The following is an 18,489-nucleotide window of genomic DNA, read 5'->3' on the forward strand; positions in this document are numbered from 1 at the left end:
GCTCCATATCAGCGTGCGTAAATGTTCATGCCCGGGAAAAAGAACGAGATTTCCACCTGGGCGGTTTCGGGAGCGTCAGAACCGTGCACGGCATTGGCATCAATGCTGTCAGCGAAGTCTGCACGGATGGTGCCAGCTTCGGCCTTCTTGGGATCGGTCGCACCCATCAGCTCGCGGTTCTTCAGAATGGCATTTTCGCCTTCCAGTGCCTGGATCATGACGGGACCCGAGATCATGAATTCCACCAGATCCTTGAAGAAAGGACGCTCTTTGTGCACAGCGTAGAACTGCTCAGCTTCAAGGCGCGACAGATGGGCCATGCGGGCAGCCACCACCTTCAGGCCAGCCGCCTCAAAGCGAGCGTAGATCTGACCGATGACGTTCTTCGCGACAGCGTCGGGCTTGATGATGGAGAGAGTGCGTTCGATAGCCATTTGAATTCCTGGAAAATAAATTTATGGGGTCGTTCTGCCGCAAGGACAAAGCTTTTAATTCTAACCCGCACATTTCACCCTAGTCACAGGTCAACGACCGCTGCGCCGGCCACCGGACCCGCCACGTCCACCGGGCCCACCCTTACCGTCGCGACGCTGCTCCTGGCGTTGCCGCGAAAGGCTGTCCACGCCGATATACCCCACCGAGGTCTTCATCGGATCGGGCTGCGCCCCCATGGGCTGGCGCGCAGAGCCGGTCCCTGACTTGTCTGTGCGCGCCCCCGCGCCTTTGCCAAAGATGCGCGGAGCGCCGCCAGGGCGGTTGTTTTGTGCAGGCCTGCCGGGTCGACCGTTGCGCACTGCGCGCGCATCGCCCCGCTCTGCCGCTCCATCACCGGGTGCCGATTTAGCAGGGCGCTCGGCACCGGCGGCCTTCTGCAGCGCCTGGATGTCACGCTCATCGAGCTCCATCCACGCCCCGCGCTTGAGCCCGCGGGGAAGCATCATGGCACCGTAGCGGATGCGGATCAGCCGGCTGACGGCATGGCCCACCGCCTCCATCATGCGCCGCACCTCTCGGTTGCGCCCCTCGGAGATCGTTACGCGATACCAGCAGTTGGATCCTTCTCCTCCCCCATCTTCGATAGAGCCAAAAGACGCCACGCCATCATCGAGCTGCACGCCATCGAGCAGGCGCGTTTTTTCTTCGTTGCTCAAGGCGCCCAATACCCGCACGGCATATTCCCGCTCCAAGCCGAAGCGGGGATGCATGAGCTTGTTGGCCAACTCTCCAGAACTCGTGAACAGCAACAACCCTTCCGTATTGAGGTCCAGTCGCCCCACAGACTGCCACTTGCCCTGGACCAGACGCGGCAGCTTGCGAAACACCGTGGGGCGGTTCTGCGGATCGTCGTGCGTGACCACCTCGCCCACGGGCTTGTGGTAGGCGATCACCCGGGGCGGCGGCGGATCGATGCGGTAGCGAATGGGCTTGCCATTGACTTTGACTTGGTCGCCGTACTGCACCCGCTGTCCAATGTGGGCCGGTTCGCTGTTCACAGAGATGCGCCCCTCCAGGATGAGCTGCTCCATCTCCAGGCGTGAGCCAAGGCCCGCCTGTGCGAGAACCTTGTGCAGCTTGGGCGTTTCTACCTGGGGCAGCAACACCCGCTTGGCGGGAACGATCTCCTGGGACTCTTCATCTGCATCGAACTGACCCGATACGACATCGGCGAACTGGTACCCCGCCTTGACACCACGGTCTGCTGTCGCGACAGTCTGACGACGCTGGCCCTGGGGAATGCGTGCATCAGACGGCTTGCCGTGGCGCTCGCCAGCAGCAGACTGCATTGGCCCGTCGCTGTGCACAGATGTGTCTGCCTGGGGCTTGGTAGGGTGGTGTCCGGGCTTGGACTTTGGCTCTGGCGCAGAAACGGGGTCGCTACCACCCTCTGCCGGCACGGCAGCCTCTTCGGATGAAATGGCGTTGGTCATGAATCACTTTCTCGGATGCTGCCCAGAGCATCCACATTGTCTATAGAGAACCCCTGCCCCTCGTCGCTCGGGGCGAAGTCACATAATTCCGCGGACCTTTCGGCGGCCGCCTTATCTGCATGCTCCGCGACCACATCGGGCGGCGCATCGGTGCAGTCTGACTTTTTCGCGGGCTGGCCTGCCTCTTCGTGTTCCGGCAGCTGCAGCCCCTGCAGCAAGCTGGCCTGCACTCCGTGCTCTTCCAGGACGGGCAACTGGTCCAGCGACTGCAACCCCAGGTCGTCCAAAAACTGCCGCGTGGTCGCCAGCAATGCTGGCCGTCCCACCGTCTCGCGGTGCCCGATCACTTCCACCCAACCCCGCTCTTCGAGCTGCTTGACGATCAGGCTGTTGACCGCCACGCCCCGGATGTCCTCGATGTCGCCGCGTGTCACAGGCTGCCGGTAGGCAATGATGGCCAGTGTCTCCAGCGTCGCGCGGGAATAGCGCGGCGGCTTTTCCGGATGCAGACGATCCAGGTACAGCCGCATCTCGGGCCGGCTCTGGAAGCGCCACCCCGTGGCCACCTGAACCAGCTCCACACCGCGCTGCGCCCAATCCTGCTGCAACTCCATCAGCAAGCCCTTGAGCGTATCGGAGCCCAGCGCATCGTCGAACAACAGGCGCAGATCGCGCACCGCCACGGGCTGTGGGGTACAGATCAAGGCCGCTTCAAGGACCCGTTTGGCATCCACCGTATTCATGGTTCAGCGTTTCCGGAAAGAGTCCCGCTGTCGCAGCACAGAGCGTTGCCCCAACAGAAAGGATCAATCAATGGGATGGCTGTGCAAACATGGAGCACAGCGGCCTAGCGAGAATCCGCCGGCGGACGGGCACAGCTGGCCGTCAGATTCCATTGTAGCTTAGACCCCACTGTGCGAGCGCGCCTTGCATGTCTTCCGGCAAAGGCACCTTGAACTCCATTTCCATCCCCGATACAGGGTGCGCAAACGCCAGGCGAAATGCGTGCAAGGCCTGGCGCTGCATGCCTGCGGCGGGCGAGCCCCCATACAGTGCGTCGGCCACCAGCGGATGCCCTATCGATGCCATGTGCACGCGGATCTGGTGCGTACGTCCCGTGTGCAGCGTGCAGCGCACCAGGCACCCTGAATCGCCGCCTACGAGCAGCTCGACATCGGTCCTCGCCACCTTGCCGGCATGCAACGCCAGGTCCACCACCGCCATGCGCAAACGGTTGCGGGGGTCACGCCCTATGGGCGCGTTGACCGAGACGCGCGCCGCACCCCGCCACGGGCGGTGCGCCAACGCCAGGTATTGGCGGCTGACCTCGCGTGCGGCAATCATGCGCACCAGCGCATCCATGGTCGAGCGGTTGCGTGCGACCACCATGAGGCCGCTGGTGTCCTTGTCGAGGCGGTGGACGATGCCCGCGCGCGGGACCTGCAGCGCCCTGGCATCGCGCGCCAGCAGACCATTGAGCAGCGTTCCGCTCCAATGGCCCGGGGCCGGGTGCACCACCAGCCCCGCCGGCTTGTGGATCACCCAAAGATGCGCGTCTTCGTAGACCACCTCGATGTCCATGGGCTCGGGCCGAAAGGCCTGGCTCTGTACCGTGGGGCGCATTTCCACGCACACGGCATCGCCTGCCTTGACGCGCTGCGCCGGCTTGGACACCGGCATGCCATTGAGGCGCACCGCGCCCAAAGCGAGCAATTGCTGCAAGTAGCTGCGCGAGAACTCGGGCACGGTATCGGCCAGTGCGCGGTCCAGGCGCTGCCCGTGCTGGGCCGCTCCCAGGGCAATGGTGCGCAGCTCGGGTTCGGCCGGCACGCCCAGTTCGCCTTCGGCAAACTCGTCGGAGAGGGCCAGGGCATCGGTGTCCGGGCCCTGCACTGGAGCCGGCACGGAGTGCGCGGAGACGTTCACTCAGCGCGACGGCAGGTAGCGCGACGGATCGACCGGCTTGCCTTGGCGCCGAACCTCAAAGTGCAACTTCACGCGATCGGCATCCGTGCTGCCCATCTCGGCAATTTTTTGCCCCCGGCGCACGGACTGGTCTTCCTTCACGAGCAGCGTCTGGTTGTGGGCGTAGGCCGTCAGGAAGGTGTTGTTGTGCTTGAGGATGATCAGATTGCCGTAGCCGCGCAGGCCTGCGCCGGCATAGACCACGCGCCCATCGGCTGCCGCCAGCACCGGGTCGCCTGCTTTTCCGGCGATGTCGAAGCCCTTGTTGCGCGCCTCGTCGAAGCCTGCCAGCAGTGGCCCCGATGCAGGCCAGATGAAACCCAGGTCGTCGTCAGCGGCGGCGGTCGCAGCCGCAGGCGGTGCAGGGCTCGTTGCTGGCGCCGGGGCAGCAACAGCTGCCGCCGAGGGCTTGGCAGCGCCGGCCTGCGTCTGCGGCGACACGGCAGAAGCCGTCACGGGGCGGGTGACCACGCCGCTGGCGTCCGGCACAGCAGCGGCAGCTGCCACCGTGGACGGAGGCACGACCCGCAGTACCTGGCCGACCTCGATCAGGTTCGCGTTCTCAAGACTGTTCCAGCGGGCGACGTCTTTCCAGCTTTGCCCTGTTTCCAGGCCTATGCGAATCAGGGTATCCCCAGGCTTGACGGTGTAATAACCGGGCTTTCCGGCGTTTTCCGCCCCGGGCAAAACCTTTTCGGGGGCAGCCACCACCACGCCCGTGCCGGCCGCACGGCCGGCCGATGTGCCTCGGTCCTCCACAGGAGCTCCGGTCAACCGGGTGCCGCATCCGGCAAGCACCAGGCCTGCAAGCACCACAGACCCCCAAACCGCAACACCACGCGAAACGCTCATAAATAATTCCCTTCAGGCTATCCCCGATTTTAGGGGGACAAAATGAACCGGCTCCAACACAGTTTGTTTCAGCCCGTGCGCTGTTTTGTCGACCACGAGCAACATTTGCTGCCCGTCTGGCCGCGCAATGGGCGCGACCAAGCGCCCGCCCACTGCCAGCTGTTCACACCACTGAGTCGGGATGGAAGCGCCGCCAGCAGCCGCCACGATGCCGGCATACGGTGCGCCCTTGGCATAGCCGAGCATCCCGTCGCCAAACAGAAGGTGCACGTTGGCCAGCCGCAGAGGCCGCAGATTGGACCGTGCCTTTTCGTGCAGGCCGCGCAGGCGCTCGATGCTGTAGACCTCGCGCGCCAGCAGGCTCAGCACGGCCGCTTGGTAGCCACACCCCGTGCCAATCTCCAGCACCCGGCCCAGCGTCCCGCCGCGCGCGCCTTCGGCGTCCTGCAGCAGCTCGGCCATGCGCGCGACGATGCCCGGCTTGGAGATGGTCTGGCCCAGCCCGATGGGCAGGCTCATGTCTTCATAGGCTTGGTTGGCCAAGGCACTGTCGACAAAGCGATGCCGTTCGACACTGGCCATGGCCTGCAGCACCGTGGCGGCCTCGATACCCGCAGCGGCCAGGCGCCGTACCATGCGCGCGCGCACTGCGGCCGAATCGAGGCCCACTCCCAAGGCCATCGGCGGCGCCGCGGCGGGTGCCGCACGCGGGGCAGCGGCAGGGGTTTTGGCTGGCGCGCCTGCCCCCTGCGACGGCAGCGGCATACGTGCTGGAAAACCAGGGCGGCGCTGCATCATGGCGCCTTGGTCTGGGCAGAAGGAGCGGGCTCGCTCGCCACCATGCGTGCGGCCGTCTGCGCCCAGTAGCCCAGGTTCTGGTGGTCGGTCAGGTCGACCTTGAGCGGCGTGACCGCCACATGGCCCTGCGCTGTGGCATGGAAATCCGTGCCTTCGGCATCGTCCTTGGCGGGGCCGGCCGCGCCGATCCAGTACATGGTGTCGCCGCGCGGGCTTTCCTGCACGATCACGCGCTCGGCCGCATGGCGCCGCCCCAGGCGGCACAGCTTCAGCGGTTTGAGCGCGGCCAGCGGCATGTTCGGAATATTGATGTTGAGCAGCCAGGGCGCTTCGCCCACGATGCGTCTGGACTGCATCTGCTCGACGATTTCGCGCGCCTTCTGTGCCGCAGCGTCGATTTCGCCCCAGCCCTTGTCCACCTGCGAGAACGCAATGGCCGGGATGCCGAACAGATAGCCCTCCATGGCCGCGCCCACCGTGCCGGAGTAGATGGTGTCGTCGCCCATGTTGGCGCCGTTGTTGATGCCCGAAATCACCAGGTCGGGCCGGTAGCCCAGCAGGCCGGTCAACGCGATGTGCACGCAGTCGGCCGGCGTGCCATTGACGTAGCGAAAACCGTTCGGCGCCGTGTGCACGTACAACGGCGAATGCAGGGTCAGGGCGTTGGACTTGGCGCTGTTGTTGTGCTCGGGCGCGACCACTTCCACATCGGCCACAGACGCCAGCGCCGCATGGAGCGCCACGATGCCGGGCGCCTGGAAACCGTCGTCGTTCGAAATCAAAATCTTCATGGTGCGGGGGCGAGTTGCCAGCGATTGTAGGCGTGCACCTACATGCGCCAGCGCCGTCGCTGCAGGGACACGGCGGGCGGGTGCGCCCACCTATCATGAAGCCCCATCCCAACGACCGGAGACCGCCCTCATGCACGCATGGCTTTGCACCCAACCCACAGGCGTCGAGGCCCTGGCCTGGACCGAACTGCCCACCCCCACGCCCGGCGCCGGGCAGGTGCTCGTCGAGATCAAGGCCGCCAGCCTGAATTTTCCCGACCTGCTGATCGTGCAGAACAAGTACCAGATCAAGCCCCCGCTGCCCTTCGTTCCCGGCTCGGAGTACGCGGGCGTGGTGCAGGCCGTGGGCGAAGGCGTGACGCACCTGCGCGTCGGGCAAAGCGTGGCCTGCCTGTCGGGCACGGGCGGCTTTGGCACCCATGCGCTGGCACCGGCGGCGCTGTGCATGCCGCTGCCGCCCGGGTTCTCGCATGTGGACGCGGCCGCTTTCATCATGATCTACGCCACCTCGCACCACGCGCTGGTCGACCGCGCGCAGCTCAGGGCGGGCGAGACCGTCCTGGTGCTGGGCGCTGCCGGCGGCGTGGGCACGGCGGCCATCCAGATCGCCAAGGCCCTGGGCGCGACCGTGATCGCGGCGGCCTCCAGCGATGAAAAGTGCGCGCTGTGCACCTCCATTGGCGCCGATGCCACCATCAACTACAGCCGCGAAGACCTGCGCGAAGCGCTCAAGCGCCTGACCGGCGGCAAGGGCCCGGACGTGGTCTACGACCCCGTGGGCGGCGACTTCACCGAGCCGGCCTTCCGCTCGATCGCCTGGCGCGGGCGCTACCTCGTGGTGGGCTTTGCCTCGGGCCCGATTCCGGCGCTGCCGCTGAACCTGCCGCTGCTCAAGGGCGCCTCCGTCGTGGGCGTGTTCTGGGGCGAATTCGCCAGGCGCGAGCCCCAGGCCAATGCCGCCATGATGGACGCCCTCGCCCAGTGGTACGCCCAGGGCAAGATCAAGCCCGTGATCGACCGCACCATGCCGATGGCCGAACTGCCCGCTGCCTACGCGCACATGGGCTCGCGCGCCGTCCGAGGCAAGCTCGTCATGGTGAATTGACCGAGGCCTACCCCCGGCCACAGCGGCCCACCGGCGCATGCCGTCGGTGGGCCGTTTTCGTGGCGCCGTTTCTTTGCGCCCGCCGCTGTTCAAGCCCACGCGCCTCTGTCAGACTCGGCGCTCTTCCACTCCCTGACTGCCCAGTAGCTGCCCATGGCGGAACGACTTCCCTCGGACATTGCGCGTGACACCTTCAAACAGCTCGCCGCGCGCAGGCTGGCGCCCACCCCCCTCAACTACCAGGCGCTGTACGAGGAAATCGCCGGCAGCCGCACCGCACAGCCCTTTCCGGAAGGGGCGCTGCGGCACATCCTGCGCGTCATCCCGGCCCAGACGCCGGGCCAAAGGCGCCTGCTCGACCTGTTCGAGGCCGCCGTGGCCCAGCACGATTGGCCGGCGCTGCAAAGCGTGCTGGTCGGGTACGCCAACCTGGGGCTGAACCCCGCCGTCGCAGCGGCAGAGCCCGCCGATGCACCCGCCCCCGTGTACGTCCTGCCCGAGGACCTTGCCGAGCAGCTGGCCCGCGTGGTGGAGAACACGCTGCCCGCGCTCGACAGCGAAGACGCGCGCGTGCACCTGCTGGGCGAGCAGCTGGTGCAGTTCCTGCGCCAGCCCGGGCCGCCCGCGAGCACGCTGCAGCTGATGCTGGCCAACTTCAGCTACCGCCTGTCGTTTGCCACCGAAGACCAGGCCGCCATCCGTGCCATGCTGCTGGAGCTGCTGCACATGGTGTTTGACAACATCGCCGCGCTCAGCCTGGACGAGCGCTGGCTGCACGGCCAGGCCCAGGCGCTGACAGCCGCCATCGGCCAGCCCCTCACGCTGCGCCGGCTCGACGACGTGCAGCGGCGCCTCAAGGACGTGGTCTTCAAGCAGACCGAGGCCAAGGGCCGCCTGATCGAAGCGCAGGACCAGATGAAGGCGCTGCTGTCGGGCTTCATTGCGCGCCTGTCCGCCATGGTGCAGGCCAGCAGCAGCTACCACGAGAGCATGGAGCGCTGCGCCGAGCAGATCGCCCAGGCCAGCCGCTTCGAGGACATCGCCCCGCTGCTCCAGGAGCTCATGGGCGCCACGCGCGCCATGGCGCTCGACAGCCGCCTGGCCCGCGACGAACTGATCGACCTTCGCGAGCGCACCCAGCAAAAGCACGCCGAGCTCGAGCGCCTGCAGCGCCAGCTCGACCAGGTCAGCGCCCAGGCGCGGCACGACCCGCTCACCGGCGCCCTCAACCGCAAGGGGCTCGACGAGGTGGTCGAGCGCGAAATGGCCCGCACCCGCCGCACCGGCGCGCCGCTGTGCGTGGTGCTGCTCGACGTGGACGATTTCAAGCAAGTCAACGACCAGGCCGGCCACGCCGGCGGCGACGCGGCGCTGGTGCACCTGGCCGAGGTGGTGCGCGCCGTCATGCGCCCGCACGACCTGCTGGCGCGCTGGGGCGGCGAAGAATTCGTGCTCGTGCTGCCCGACACCGCGCTGGCGCAGGGCGTGGACGCGGTGCAGCGCCTGCAGCGTGCGCTGACGACGCGCTTCTTCCTCCACAACAACGAGAAACTGCTCATCACCTTCAGCGCCGGCGTGGCCCAGATCGGCGAGGACGAAACCAGCGCCGACGCGATCCGCCGCGCCGACCAGGGCATGTACCTGGCCAAGCGCTCGGGCAAGAACCGCGTCATGGCAGGCTGAGCGGCGCAACACTTTCCCTGCCAGCTTTTGCCGTCACACACCATGTCCACCCAACTTGCACGCCGCCAGCTGCTGCAACAGGCCGGCGCCGCCGCGGTCGCCAGCATGCTGCCGCGCTGGGCCTGGGCCGACGAGACGCTGCGCCACGACCCGTTTGCCCTGGGCGTGGCCAGCGGCGACCCGGCGCCCGACGGCGTGGTGCTGTGGACGCGCCTGCTGCCGGCCGATCCCGGCGCGGCCAGCGGCCCGCTCACCGTGCGCTGGGAGCTGGCCGACGACGCCGGCTTTCGCCGCATCGTGCAGCGCGGCCAGGCCACGGCGCTGCCCGCACTCGCGCACAGCGTGCACGTCGAGCTGCGTGGCCTAGCGCCCGGGCGCTGGTACCACTACCGCTTTGTGCATGGCGACGCCGTGAGCCCCACGGGGCGCACGCGCACCGCGCCGGCGCACGACCAGATGGACGCCCACCTGCGCCTGGCCTGGGCCTCGTGCCAGCGCTGGGAGCACGGCCACTATGCCGCCTGGCGGCACCTGGCCAGCGACGCGCCCGACCTGGTGCTGTTCCTGGGCGACTACATCTACGAATACGCCACGCCCAAGGACACCCGCGGCCTGGCGCGCGTGCATGGCCTGCGCCATGCGCGCACGCTGGCGGACTACCGCGACCGCTACGCGCTGCACAAGAGCGACCCGCAGCTGCAGGCCGCGCATGCCGCCTGCCCCTGGGCCGTGACCTGGGACGACCACGAGGTGCAGAACGACTACGCCGGCGGCCAGGGCCAGGACGAAAGCGCCACTTTCCTCGCGCTGCGCGACGCTGCCTGGCAGGCGTTCTATGAGCACATGCCGCTGCGCGCGGCCAGCCTGGCGCAGGGCTTTGGTGCGCTGCAGGTCTACCGCCAGCAGCCCTGGGGGCGGCTGGCCCGGCTGCACCTGCTCGACGGCCGCCAGGGGCGCAGTTGGCAGGCCTGCCGCCGCCCCGGCACCAGCGGCGGCGGGGCCGTGCGCCCCGGGGACTGCGCCGAGCGCGCCGACCCCGCACGCAGCCTGCTTGGCGCCGCGCAGGAGCGCTGGCTGGACCAGGGTCTGGCCGGCGATGCCGGCACGCAGCAGCGCTGGAGCGTGCTGGCGCAGCAGACGCTGTTTGCGCCGCGCCGCTACCCCTCGGGCGTGCGCTCCACCGACACCTGGGACGGCTACCCCGCCGCGCGCACGCGCCTGCTGCAGTCCATCGCCGGCCACGCGCCGCGCAACACCGTGCTGCTGGGCGGCGACATCCACCAGAACTACGTCTGCAATGTCCTCGCCGACGCCGAGCGGCCCGACGCGCCGGTGCTGGCCAGCGAGTTCTGCGGCACCTCGATCAGCTCGCGCGCCGGCACCACGCAGGACAAGGTCGATGCCATCGCGCGCCACAACCCCCATGTGCTGCTGGCGCGCTGCGACCTGCGCGGCTACGGCCTGGCCGACATCACGCCCACGCGCTGGACCACCGAGCTGCGCACGGTCGACGACCCGCTGCGCGCCGACAGCGGCATCGCCACCCTGGCGCGCTTTGTGGTCGAGGATGGCCGGCCCGGGCCGCAGCGCATCTAGCCATCAAAAACCATAGCTGCATGCGCAGTACCTATCTGCGTTTCAGGCCATTTCCATGCCATAACCATGGCGTGGCAAGCGCAGGCAGCTCCTGATACGAGAGCACCCTGCACGGCTGCAGTACCATGGCCACCGACGGTTTTGCCGGAGACACGCCATCCGCCCCCTCTACACCCTTTGGTGCGCCCTGCTGCTGGCCGGCTGCACCCTGCCGCCGCTGCAGGGCCGTCCCGCTTCCACGGCCCTCGGCGTGGAACAGGCCGCACAGACCCGCCTGGGCCAGGCCATCGCGCCGCAGCTGCTGCTGCACCCGGACCGCAGCGGCATCCTGCCCCTGGCCGACCCGCTCGAAGCCTTTGCCGCGCGCATGCTGCTGGCGCGCAGCGCCGAGCGCAGCCTGGACGTGCAGTACTACATCTGGCGCGGCGACCAGACCGGCACGCTGCTGCTGCAGGCACTGGTGGCCGCCGCCGACCGGGGCGTGCGTGTGCGCCTGCTGCTCGACGACGGCGGCACCGCGGGGCTCGACGGCCTGCTGGCGGCGCTCGCGCTGCATCCGCGCATCGAGGTGCGGCTGTTCAACCCGTTTGTGCTGCGCTGGCCCAAGGCGCTGGGCTACCTGACCGACTTTGAGCGCACCAACCGGCGCATGCACAACAAGTCGTTCACGGCAGACAGCCAGGCCACCATCGTCGGCGGCCGCAACGTCGGCGACGAATACTTCGGCGCCACCGACGGCGTGCTGTTCAGCGACCTCGACGTGCTCGCCGTGGGCCCGGTCGTGCCCGAGGTGGCGCAAGATTTCGACCGCTACTGGGCCAGCGCCTCGGCCTACCCGGCGCAGTCCCTCCTGCCCGCGGTGGGGGCGGCCGAGCTGCAGGCGCTGGGCGCCGAGGCCGCGCGCATCGCAGAGTCCGAATCGGCGCGCGCCTACACCGCGGCCGTGCGCGACACGCCTTTCATCCAGGCGCTGCTGCACGGGCAGCTGCAGCTGCAGTGGGCGCAGACCACGCTGGTCAGCGACGACCCCGCCAAGGGCCTGGCCCAGGCGCAGCGCGACGGGCTGCTGGTCACCCAGCTGCACGATGTGCTGGGCACGCCGCAGCGCTCGGTGGCGCTGGTCTCGCCCTACTTCGTGCCCACCGCGGCCGGCGTGCGAGCGCTCGCACGCCTGCGCGAAAACGGCATCCGGGTGCGCGTGATGACCAATGCCTACGAGGCGACCGACGTGCCGCTGGTGCATGCCGGCTACGCGCAGTACCGCCAGGCGCTGCTGCGGCACGGCGTGGAGCTCTATGAAATGCAGCGCCTGGCACCGCCGCCCCCCACAGGCGCGCGCCGCAACCCGCTGGGCAGCTCGGGCTAGAGCCTGCACGCCAAGACCTTTGCGGTCGACAGCGCGCGCGCCTTTGTGGGTTCGTTCAATTTCGACCCGCGCTCGGCCCGGCTCAACACCGAGCTGGGCCTGGTCATCGACAGCCCCGCCCTGGCGCGCCAGATCGAGCAGGCCTTCGACGTGTGGATCCCGCTGGAGTCGTACCGCGTGCAGCTCTCGGCCGATGGGAGGTTGCAGTGGTTCGCCACCCCGCCGGACCCGGGCGCGCCGCCGATCGTCTACACCGTCGAGCCGGGCAGCAGCTGGCTGAGCCGCTGGGGCCTGCGCGCGCTGGCGCTGCTGCCGATCGAGTGGCTTCTCTAGGTCCTCTGCTGCGGCACAAAACAGGGGAAATCGGCCGCAAACGCAATGTACGTCAGCGGACTCAGCTATGGATATATGAGCTCGGCTGCGCGCTGGCGGGCCATCTTTGCGCGTACCATCCACGTTCCGCAGGCCACCCGGGCCTTGCACGCAACGCCCTTCACCATGACCGACCCCACCGCACCGCCCTTCCCCGCCACGCAGCGCGCCGGCTTCAGCTCGGGTTTTGGCGTGCTCGCCGCCACCCTGGGCTCGGCCGTGGGCCTGGGCAACATCTGGAAGTTTCCGTCGCTCACGGGCGCCAATGGCGGCGCGGGCTTCCTGCTGGTGTACCTGCTGGCCACCTTGCTGATCGGCCTGCCGGTGATGATGGCCGAGATCGCCATCGGGCGCCAGGCGCGCGCCAACCCGATCACGGCCCTGGTGGCGCTGTCGCCCCGGCGCCAGCCTTGGTGGCTGATTGGCGTGGCCGGCATGGTGGCGGCTTTTTTGATTTCGTCGTTCTATTCCGAGGTCGTGGCGTGGGTGTTTGCCTACGTCGCCAAGGCGCTGCGCGGCAGCCTGCTCAGCAGCGACCCGGCCGTGACTGAAGCGGCGTTCCAGGCGCTGATCACCGACCCGGTGCAGTCGCTGCTGTGGCAGTGGGGCGTGCTGGCGTTCATTGGCGGCATCCTGCTGCTGGGCGTGACCAAGGGCATCGAGGCGATCACCAAAAAGCTCATGCCGCTGCTGTTCGTGCTGTTGCTGCTGCTGTGCGCGTTCAGCCTGACGCTCGACGGGGCGGCACAGGGGCTGGCCTTCCTGTTCCTGCCCGACTGGGGCAAGATCACCGCGCCCGTGGTGCTCACGGCCATGGGCCTGGCCTTCTTCAAGCTGTCGATCGGCATGGGCACGATGATGACCTATGGCAGCTACTTCGGTGCCGACCAGAACATCCCGGCAACGGCCACGCGCGTCATGGCGGCCGACCTGTGCGTGTCGATGCTGGCGGGCATCGCGATCTTTCCAGCGGTGTTCACCTTCGGTTTCGCGCCTTCGGCCGGGCCGTCGCTGGTCTTCATCACCATTCCCGCGGTGTTTGCGCAGATGCCGTTTGGCCAGGTGCTGATGGCGGCCTTCTTCGTGCTCACGGCGGTTGCGGCCACCGGCGCCATGCTGTCGCTGATGGAGGTGCCGGTGGTCACGCTGCACGAGCGCTGGGGCCTGTCGCGCCCGCGCGCCACCGTGCTGACGCTTGTGCTGCTGATGGTGGTGGGCGCGGGCTGCGCGCTCAGCCAGAGCACGCTGGCCGGCTTCCAGCCCGGCGGGCGCACGCTGTTCAACTGGGCCGACTTTGTCTCCTCCAACCTCCTGCTGCCGCTGGGCGGCATCTTCATCGCGCTGTTCGCCGGCTGGGCATGGGGCGCGGACAATTTCCGCCGCGCCCTGTCCAACCAGGGCACGCTGCACAACGGCGCGCTGGCGCGTGCCATCGTCTGGGTGCTGCGCTGGGTCTCGCCGCCGCTGATCCTGGCGGTGATGCTGCGTGGCCTGGACCTGATCTAGCGCCAACCTAGGCCGCGGCGCCCTGCTGCGCCAGGCCCAGGCGCAGGTCGTTGCCGCTCGGGCTTTGGTACAGGCGCAGGCCGAACTCGGGCAGGATCGCCAGCAGGTGGTCGAAGATGTCGCCCTGCGTGCCTTCGTAGGCCACCCAGGCCGTGTTGGCAGTGAAGCAGTACAGCTCCAGCGGCACGCCCTCGGGCGTGGGTTCGAGCGTGCGCACCATCAGCGTCATGCCCTGGTGGATGCCCGGGTGGGCGCGCAGGTAGGCCTCGACGTAGGCGCGCAGCGTGCCGATGTTGGTCAGGCGCCGCTGGTTGGCCAGCAGCTCGGCCTGCTCGCCCAGCGCCGCGCGCGCCTGGGTGTTGGCCGCCTCCACCGCCACGCTCTTGGCGGCCATGTAGGGCTTGAGCAGCTCGAATTGGGCAAAACGCGCCATCTCGGCGCCGTCGAGAAAGCGCACCGAGCTCGCATCGAGCCGCAGCGTGCGCTTGATGCGCCGCCCGCCCGACTCGCTCATGCCGCGCCAGTTCTTGTAGCTCTCGCTCATCAGCCGCCAGGTCGGGATGGTGGTGATGGTCTTGTCCCAGTTCTGCACCTTGATGGTGTGCAGCGCCATGTCGACCACATCGCCGTCGGCGCCGACCTGCGGCATCTCGATCCAGTCGCCCAGGCGCAGCATGTCGTTGGACGTCAGCAGCACGCCGGCGGTGAACGACAGGATGGTGTCCTTGAACACCAGCATCAGCACCGCCGACATCGCGCCCAGGCCCGAGAGCACGATCAGCGGCGAGCGGTCCATCAGCGACGCCACCGTGACCACAGCCCCCGCCAGCATCAGCACGAGCTTGCCCAGCTGGACATAGCTCTTGATCGAGCGCGCCTTGTACGCCGCCGCCTGCTCGCCCTCATGGCGCCCGCCCTGCTGCTGCAGTTGCAGCATGGCGTCGAGCATGGCCATCAGGGCGCGCACCACCTGCAGCGCCATGAAGGCCATGGCCACGTTGCCGACCACGGTGGCAAAGGTGGCGTCCAGGTGCGGCACACGCTCCACCCCCAGCTGCACCACCAGCGACGGCAGCACGCGCGCCATGCGGCGCAGCACGTCGTCGTGCAAGAGCACATCGGTGGGCCACGACCGTGCACGCGTACGCACGCGCCGCAGCAGGGGCAGGAACAGCAACAGCGCCAGGCCACGCGCGGCCATGGCCAACAAAAACAGCAGTGCCAGCCCGGCCACGGCCTGGACCCAGGGATCGGCTTGCGCCAGGAAGTCAATGTGCAATGGAGTCGCCTCTGGAATGCAAAAAGGGGGTCAGACCCGGGCCGGGCGGCCGGGTTCCACCCGCGGCCCGATGCGCCGCCACCGTTTTGAATGAAAACAGCCTGCAGCGTTTGCACAGCAAGTGCTGGCAGCTATCAATTCAATAGTTCAGACGTCGATGGCCGCCGCCGAGCCGGCCTGCTTGCGCAGCTCGAACTTCTGGATCTTGCCCGTGGCGGTCTTGGCGATGGGGCCGAAGACCACGGCGCGCGGCACCTTGAAGCCGGCCAGGTGCGCCTTGCAGTGCGCGACGATCTCCTGGGCCGTGGTGCTGGCGCCGGCCTTGAGCTCGACGAAGGCGCAGGGTGTCTCGCCCCACTTCGGGTCGGGCTTGGCGACGACGGCGGCGGCCAGCACGTCGGGGTGGCGGTAGAGCACGTCCTCGACCTCGATGGACGAAATGTTCTCGCCGCCCGAGATGATGATGTCCTTGCTGCGGTCCTTGATCTTGATGTAGCCGTCGGGGTACTGCACGGCCAGGTCGCCGCTGTGGAACCAGCCGCCGCGGAAGGCCTCGTCGGTCGCCTGGGGGTTCTTCAGGTAGCCCTTCATGGCGATGTTGCCGCGGAACATGATCTCGCCCATGGTCTCGCCGTCGTGCGGCACGGGGGCCAGCGTCTCGGGGTCGCGCACGCTGGCGGCGCGCTGCAGGTGGTAGCGCACACCCTGGCGCGCGTTGAGGCGCGCGCGCTCGCCGATGTCGAGCGCATCCCAGGCCCCGTGCTTGGCGCAGACGGTGGCGGGGCCGTAGACCTCGGTCAGGCCATAGACATGGGTCAGGTCGAAGCCCATCGTTTCCATGCCCTCGATCATCGACGCGGGCGGCGCGGCGCCGGCCACCATGGCCTTGATGCCGGCCGGCAGGCCCGCCTTCATCGCGGCCGGCGCGTTGACCAGCAGGCCGTGCACGATGGGCGCGCCGCAGTAGTGCGTGACGCCGTGGTCGCGGATCGCCTGAAAAATAGCCTGCGCCTCGACGCGGCGCAGGCAGACGTTGACGCCGGCGCGCGCCGCCACCGTCCACGGGAAACACCAGCCGTTGCAGTGGAACATGGGCAGCGTCCACAGGTAGACGGCGTGCTTGGGCATGTCCCACTCCAGCACGTTGCTGATCGCGTTGAGCGCCGCGCCGCGGTGGTGGTAAACGACGCCCTTGGGGTTGCCGGTGGTGCCTGAGGTGTAGTTGAGCGCGATCGCGTCCCACTCGTCGCCGGGCATCTGCCAGTCGAACTGCGCGTCACCGCCGGCCAGGAAGTCTTCGTAGCCGGTGCCGCCGAGCGCCTGCGCGGCCGGGCCGTAGAGGGCGTCGCTCACCTCGATGACCCGGATCGGCGCCGTGCCGCTGCGCAGCGCCAGCGCGCGCGCCATGGTGCCCGCGAACTCGGGGTCGACGATGACGGCCTTGGCCTCGCCATGGTCGAGCATGAAGGCGATGGCCTCGGGGTCGAGCCGGGTGTTGAGCGCATTGAGCACGGCGCCGGCCATCGGCACGCCAAAGTGCGCCTCGACCATGGGCGGGGTGTTGGGCAGCATCACGGCGACGGTGTCGTTCTTGCCAATGCCGCTGCGCTGCAGCGCGCTGGCCAGTTGGCGCGCGCGCGCATAGGTCTGGCCCCAGGTCTGGCGCAGGCTGCCGTGCACGATGGCCAGGCGCTCGGGGTAGACCTCTGCGGTGCGCTCGATGAAGTCCAGCGGCGACAGCGGCGCGTGGTTGGCACGGGTGCGGGGCAGGTGCTGGTCGTAGATGCTGCTCATGGTTTTGCGTCCTTGCGAAGCTGAAAATAAGCCTGCCGCATTAGAGCAGGGCCAACTGACGTGCCGCTGAAAAACCGCGATGGGCGAAAATGCGGCCGTGTCCATTCCCCAATCATTCATCCAGGAGCTGATCGCACGCGTCGACGTGGTCGAGATCGTCGGCCGCTACGTCCAGCTCAAGAAGGGCGGCGCCAACTACATGGGCCTGTGCCCCTTCCACGGCGAAAAGTCCCCTTCCTTCAGCGTGAGCCCCAGCAAGCAGTTCTACCACTGCTTTGGCTGCGGCAAGAACGGCAACGCCATCGGCTTCCTGATGGACCACGCCGGCATGACCTTCCCCGAGGCCGTCAAGGACCTGGCCCAGCAAACCGGTCTGCAGGTGCCCGAGGACGACCTCTCGCCGCAGGAGCGCGAGCGCGCCGCGGCCCAGCGGCAAAAGCAGGCCACGCTGACCGACGTGCTCGAAAAGGCCGGCGACGCCTTCCGCCAGCAGCTGCGCGGCTCGCAGCGCGCCATCGCCTACCTCAAGGGCCGGGGCGTCTCGGGCGCGATCGCCAAGCGCTACGGCCTGGGCTATGCGCCCGAGGGCTGGCATGGCCTGGCGAGCGTGTTCGCGCACTACGACGACCCACTGCTGGCCGAGAGCGGCCTGGTCATCGTCAACGACGAGAACGCCGACGATGTGCGCCGCTACGACCGCTTCCGCGACCGGCTGATGTTCCCGATCCGCAACGTCAAGGGCGAGTGCATCGGCTTTGGCGGGCGCGTGCTCGGCGACGACAAGCCCAAATACCTCAATTCGCCCGAAACGCCGGTGTTCCACAAGGGCCGCGAGCTCTACGGCCTGTTCGAGGCGCGCACCGCGATCCGCGAACAGGGCTGCGCGCTGGTCACCGAGGGCTACATGGACGTGGTGGCGCTCGCGCAGTTGGGCTTTCCGAACGCGGTGGCCACGCTGGGCACGGCCTGCACGCCCGAGCATGTGCAAAAGCTGTTCCGCTTCACCGACACCGTGGTCTTCAGCTTCGACGGCGACAGCGCCGGCCGGCGTGCCGCGCGCAAGGCGCTCGAAGGCGCCCTGCCCTACGCCAGCGACACGCGCAGCATCAAGTTCCTGTTCCTGCCGGCCGAGCACGACCCCGACAGCTTCGTGCGCGCCCACGGCAGCGAGGCGTTTGCGCGCCACATCGGCGACGCGCTGCCGCTGAGCCGCTTCCTGGTCGATGCCGCCAGCGAACAGTGCGACCTGGGGACGCCCGAGGGACGCGCCCACATGGCCAGCAACGCGCGGCAGCTGTGGGAGCCGCTGCCCGATGGCGTGCTCAAGCGCCAGCTGCTGGGCGAGCTGGCCGCACTGGCCCAGCTCGATGCGCGCGACCTCTCGGAAGTCTGGAGCCAGGCCAGCGCACGCGACGCGGCCCGCGGCCAGGGCAGCGCGCGCGCGCCGGCACCGC

The 18,489-nt window shown here is 68.4% G+C and carries 14 protein-coding genes and 1 pseudogene; 6 read left to right on the forward strand and 9 right to left on the reverse strand.

Annotated elements, in window-relative coordinates; all coding sequences use genetic code 11:
* Positions 1–8: 8 nt before the first annotated feature.
* The 7 genes from ndk to surE form a co-directional block, all read right to left on the reverse strand.
* Positions 9–434 carry a nucleoside-diphosphate kinase gene (gene ndk / locus B2J86_RS16645; RefSeq protein ID WP_169169762.1) on the reverse strand — a complete coding sequence of 142 codons (426 nt, stop codon included), beginning with the start codon at positions 432–434 and terminating at the stop codon, positions 9–11.
* Positions 435–524: 90 nt separating this feature from the next.
* Positions 525–1,928, reverse strand: coding sequence for a pseudouridine synthase (locus B2J86_RS16650; RefSeq protein WP_169169763.1), 1,404 nt, complete (start codon positions 1,926–1,928; stop codon positions 525–527).
* A complete protein-coding gene (gene scpB, locus B2J86_RS16655) occupies positions 1,925–2,671 on the reverse strand; it encodes an SMC-Scp complex subunit ScpB (protein WP_206042582.1) in 747 nt (248 codons plus the stop codon). Before scpB ends, B2J86_RS16650 begins: the two co-directional genes overlap by 4 nt.
* Positions 2,672–2,813: 142 nt before the next feature.
* The gene (locus B2J86_RS16660) at positions 2,814–3,833 is read right to left on the reverse strand and encodes an RluA family pseudouridine synthase (protein ID WP_371736592.1); all 1,020 of its coding nucleotides are present in this window, start codon (positions 3,831–3,833) and stop codon (positions 2,814–2,816) included.
* Between the two features lie 21 nt (positions 3,834–3,854).
* The gene (locus B2J86_RS16665; RefSeq protein ID WP_173026162.1) at positions 3,855–4,745 is read right to left on the reverse strand and encodes a peptidoglycan DD-metalloendopeptidase family protein; all 891 of its coding nucleotides are present in this window, start codon (positions 4,743–4,745) and stop codon (positions 3,855–3,857) included.
* A gap of 12 nt (positions 4,746–4,757) precedes the next feature.
* Positions 4,758–5,540, reverse strand: coding sequence for a protein-L-isoaspartate(D-aspartate) O-methyltransferase (locus B2J86_RS16670; RefSeq protein WP_169169766.1), 783 nt, complete (start codon positions 5,538–5,540; stop codon positions 4,758–4,760).
* Positions 5,540–6,334 carry a 5'/3'-nucleotidase SurE gene (gene surE, locus B2J86_RS16675; protein WP_173026163.1) on the reverse strand — a complete coding sequence of 265 codons (795 nt, stop codon included), beginning with the start codon at positions 6,332–6,334 and terminating at the stop codon, positions 5,540–5,542. Before surE ends, B2J86_RS16670 begins: the two co-directional genes overlap by 1 nt.
* 130 nt (positions 6,335–6,464) lie before the next feature.
* Between surE and B2J86_RS16680 the strand changes: the two genes are divergently transcribed.
* The 5 genes and pseudogenes from B2J86_RS16680 (at position 6,465) to B2J86_RS16700 (ending at position 13,962) form a co-directional block, all read left to right on the forward strand.
* Positions 6,465–7,439, forward strand: coding sequence for an NADPH:quinone oxidoreductase family protein (locus B2J86_RS16680; RefSeq protein WP_169635736.1), 975 nt, complete (start codon positions 6,465–6,467; stop codon positions 7,437–7,439).
* Positions 7,440–7,592: 153 nt separating this feature from the next.
* Entirely contained in the window at positions 7,593–9,122 is a 1,530-nt protein-coding gene (locus B2J86_RS16685) for a diguanylate cyclase (RefSeq protein WP_173026164.1), read from the forward strand.
* A 42-nt stretch (positions 9,123–9,164) separates the two neighbouring features.
* Complete coding sequence (locus B2J86_RS16690; RefSeq protein WP_169635734.1) at positions 9,165–10,718, forward strand: alkaline phosphatase; 1,554 nt, start codon at positions 9,165–9,167, stop codon at positions 10,716–10,718.
* A 157-nt stretch (positions 10,719–10,875) separates the two neighbouring features.
* Positions 10,876–12,417, forward strand: a pseudogene (locus B2J86_RS16695) (phospholipase D family protein).
* A gap of 165 nt (positions 12,418–12,582) precedes the next feature.
* The gene (locus B2J86_RS16700; protein WP_173026165.1) at positions 12,583–13,962 is read left to right on the forward strand and encodes a sodium-dependent transporter; all 1,380 of its coding nucleotides are present in this window, start codon (positions 12,583–12,585) and stop codon (positions 13,960–13,962) included.
* A 7-nt stretch (positions 13,963–13,969) separates the two neighbouring features.
* Here the strand turns inward: B2J86_RS16700 and B2J86_RS16705 are convergent, their stop codons facing one another.
* Complete coding sequence (locus B2J86_RS16705; protein WP_173026170.1) at positions 13,970–15,163, reverse strand: mechanosensitive ion channel family protein; 1,194 nt, start codon at positions 15,161–15,163, stop codon at positions 13,970–13,972.
* Between the two features lie 225 nt (positions 15,164–15,388).
* Positions 15,389–17,035, reverse strand: coding sequence for an acyl-CoA synthetase (locus tag B2J86_RS16710; protein WP_173026166.1), 1,647 nt, complete (start codon positions 17,033–17,035; stop codon positions 15,389–15,391).
* A 97-nt stretch (positions 17,036–17,132) separates the two neighbouring features.
* Here B2J86_RS16710 and dnaG point away from each other — a divergent pair.
* On the forward strand, positions 17,133–18,489 hold a 1,357-nt coding region (gene dnaG / locus B2J86_RS16715), incomplete at its 3' end, for a DNA primase (protein ID WP_173026167.1).

Origin of the sequence: Acidovorax sp. SRB_14, assembly GCF_012932145.1 — a bacterium.
In the GTDB taxonomy this organism is placed as follows: domain Bacteria; phylum Pseudomonadota; class Gammaproteobacteria; order Burkholderiales; family Burkholderiaceae_C; genus Simplicispira.